3 protein-coding genes are annotated in these 2,364 nt (G+C 65.9%); 1 reads left to right on the top strand and 2 read right to left on the bottom strand.

Annotated features, from left to right (window positions below; genetic code table 11):
• Positions 1 to 133: 133 nt before the first annotated feature.
• Together ACYPYD_RS03435 and ACYPYD_RS03430 are read right to left on the bottom strand one after the other, a co-directional pair.
• Entirely contained in the window at positions 134 to 598 is a 465-nt protein-coding gene (locus tag ACYPYD_RS03435) for a pyridoxamine 5'-phosphate oxidase family protein (RefSeq protein ID WP_271184609.1), read from the bottom strand.
• A 102-nt stretch (positions 599 to 700) separates the two neighbouring features.
• A complete protein-coding gene (locus ACYPYD_RS03430) occupies positions 701 to 1,183 on the bottom strand; it encodes a hemerythrin domain-containing protein (protein WP_008833645.1) in 483 nt (160 codons plus the stop codon).
• A gap of 116 nt (positions 1,184 to 1,299) precedes the next feature.
• Here ACYPYD_RS03430 and ACYPYD_RS03425 point away from each other — a divergent pair, with 116 nt between their 5' ends.
• Positions 1,300 to 2,307 (top strand): DNA topoisomerase IB, encoded by a 1,008-nt coding sequence (locus tag ACYPYD_RS03425; RefSeq protein ID WP_459662063.1) that lies wholly within the window; start codon positions 1,300 to 1,302, stop codon positions 2,305 to 2,307.
• The last annotated feature ends 57 nt before the right edge of the window (positions 2,308 to 2,364 follow it).

Below are 2,364 nucleotides of genomic sequence, written 5' to 3'. Positions count from 1 at the left end.
CCCAAGCCCCTCCACCACCCGCTGCGCGGGCGGTCCCCCTCCCCATCGCTGCGCGACAGGGAGGACAAGCGCGAAGGGCGTGGCAGCCTGAACCGCCACGCCCCCGCTGCTCAGGCATCGGTCCTAGAGGGTCTCAGACCGCGCCGAGCGCGTGCTCTCCGGCCTCGCCCTGCTTGATGGGCTTGCCGGTCAGGAGCTTGAAGGCGCCCTTGAGGCCCATTTCCGAAGTCCAGACTTCGGCATCCTCGATCTCGAAACGCAGCATGACGACCGAAGCGTCGGCCTTGCCGCCGGGAAACCACGCCTCCACGGCGTTGTTCCAGTGCTTGTCGCGCACGGCCGGATCGGTTTCCTCGACCAGCGTACCGTCGATGCAGGCGAAAACCTCGTGCCCCCGCGTCATCACCTGACCCATCGCCTTGCCGCCGCCGCCGATGCGGTTGTCGCGCTTGGTGAAGAACCAGATCGCGTGATGGGCGTCCTTGTCGAGCTGTGCCGTCATCGGCTCGGCGTGGGCATGTCCGCCCTGAAGGCTCATCATGATGAACGGGCTGGTCTGGAACGCTTTCCAGAAATGCTCGCGGATGTCCTTGTCCATGGTCCTTCTCCGTTATGGTTGATCGAGAAGGCAACGCGCCGCCGGGGCAGGCGTTCCCCCGCGCTCACCGCAGGGGAGGCCCGAGCCGGCGTATTGCCGGTTTTATTCGCGCGCATCGCCGGGCAGTTCCTTTTCGGCCGTCGCCAGTTCCTTCGGCTTGCGCTTCTCGAACACTTCGGCGAGTTCCTTTTCGGTTTCGGCCGAGAGCTTTTCCGCCGCTTCGGGGAACATCTCCTCCTCTTCCTCGTCGATGTGGTGGAGGTAGCGGTGGCGCATTTCCTTGAACTTGGTCAGCCACGCGGACGAACTCATGTCGATCTCGAAAAGTTCGCCGAGGAAGTCGTCGATCTCCTTGTGCTCGGACACCGAGTGGCGGGCCTCGTCGCGCAGGTCCGGGTTGCCGAGCATCGTCGCGTAGAGCGATTCCTCCTCGGCGGCGGCGTGGGCCTGGAGTTCCTTACGCAAGGCTTCGAACAGGTCCTTGCGCTCGTCGCTGGCGCCCTGGGTTTCGCCCAGCTGTTCCAGCAACTTGCGGTGCTTGTCGTGGTCGGCCTTGAGATCGCGGAAGATGCGTGCGTCTGCCATGGGTGTCTCCTGTGGTTTGTCTTTGCAGGAAGGAACGGCGGGATCGCGTTCCGGTTTCCGACAACCCGTTTGCCCCTCGCGCGTTCTTGAAAGGGAGAGGCAAACGGACTGACCCCATGCTGATGACGCGCCAGACAGATATGCGCCTGAAATTCGCCGATGACGGCGCCCCCGGAATCACCCGCAGGCCGGTGCGCGGCAGCAAGTGGGCCTACTTCGACGCGGACGGAGCGCGGATAAAGGATCGCGTCGAGATCGACCGGCTCAACGCCATCGCCCTGCCGCCCGCCTACGAGCGGTGCTGGTTCTCCGCCGACCCCGATGTTCACCTGCTGGCGACGGGCTACGACGCGCGCGGGCGCAAGCAGTATCGCTATCATCCCGACTGGCGCCAGTCGCGCGAGACGATGAAGTTCGACCGCTGCGCCCTGTTCGGCGATGCGCTGCCAGTGTTGCGGGCGCGGGTGGACGCGGACATCGCTTCACGCAAGCTGACGCGCGAGCGGGCGATCGCCTCGGTCGTGGCGCTGCTCGATACCGGGGCGATCCGGGTGGGGAACGAGTGCTACGCCAAGGCCAACAAGAGCTTCGGCGCGACCACCCTGCGCAACCGGCACGCGAAGATAGAGCGCGGCGCGCTGATGCTGCGCTTCAAGGGCAAGTCGGGCAAGCTGCAGCAGATCACCTGCGACGATCCCGGCCTCGTGCGCTGTGTGCGCAAGATGCAGGACCTGCCCGGCCAGCACTTGTTCCAGTACGTCGACGAGGAGGGCGAGGCGATTCCCGTCCACAGCCACGACGTCAACGCATACCTTGCCGAGACGATGGGCGAGGGCTTCACCGCCAAGCACTTCCGGACATGGGCGGCGAGCACGATGGCCTTCGCGATGCTGGTCGGGAACCCCGGCCTGTCATTGCGGGCGATGCTGGACGAGGTTGCGCAGTGCCTCGGCAATACGCCCGCGATCGCGCGGAAGTCCTACGTCCACCCGGACGTGATCGCGGCGGCCAAGGGCGATCGGGGCGCACCCGAGGTGCCCGAAAGCCTGCCGCGCAAGACCCGCTGGATGAGCCGCGAGGAGCGCGGGTTGCTGGCGTTTCTCACTTCGTCGTCCCGGACTTGATCCGGGACCGGTGGCTGTCTTTAGGCGCGCGTCAAATGCGCGCGCGGTGAGGTGGGC

The organism is Novosphingobium sp. 11B, from assembly GCF_054589055.1.
The sequence above is the reverse complement of the archived record's forward strand: the minus strand, read 5'-3'. Positions and strand labels throughout refer to the sequence as shown.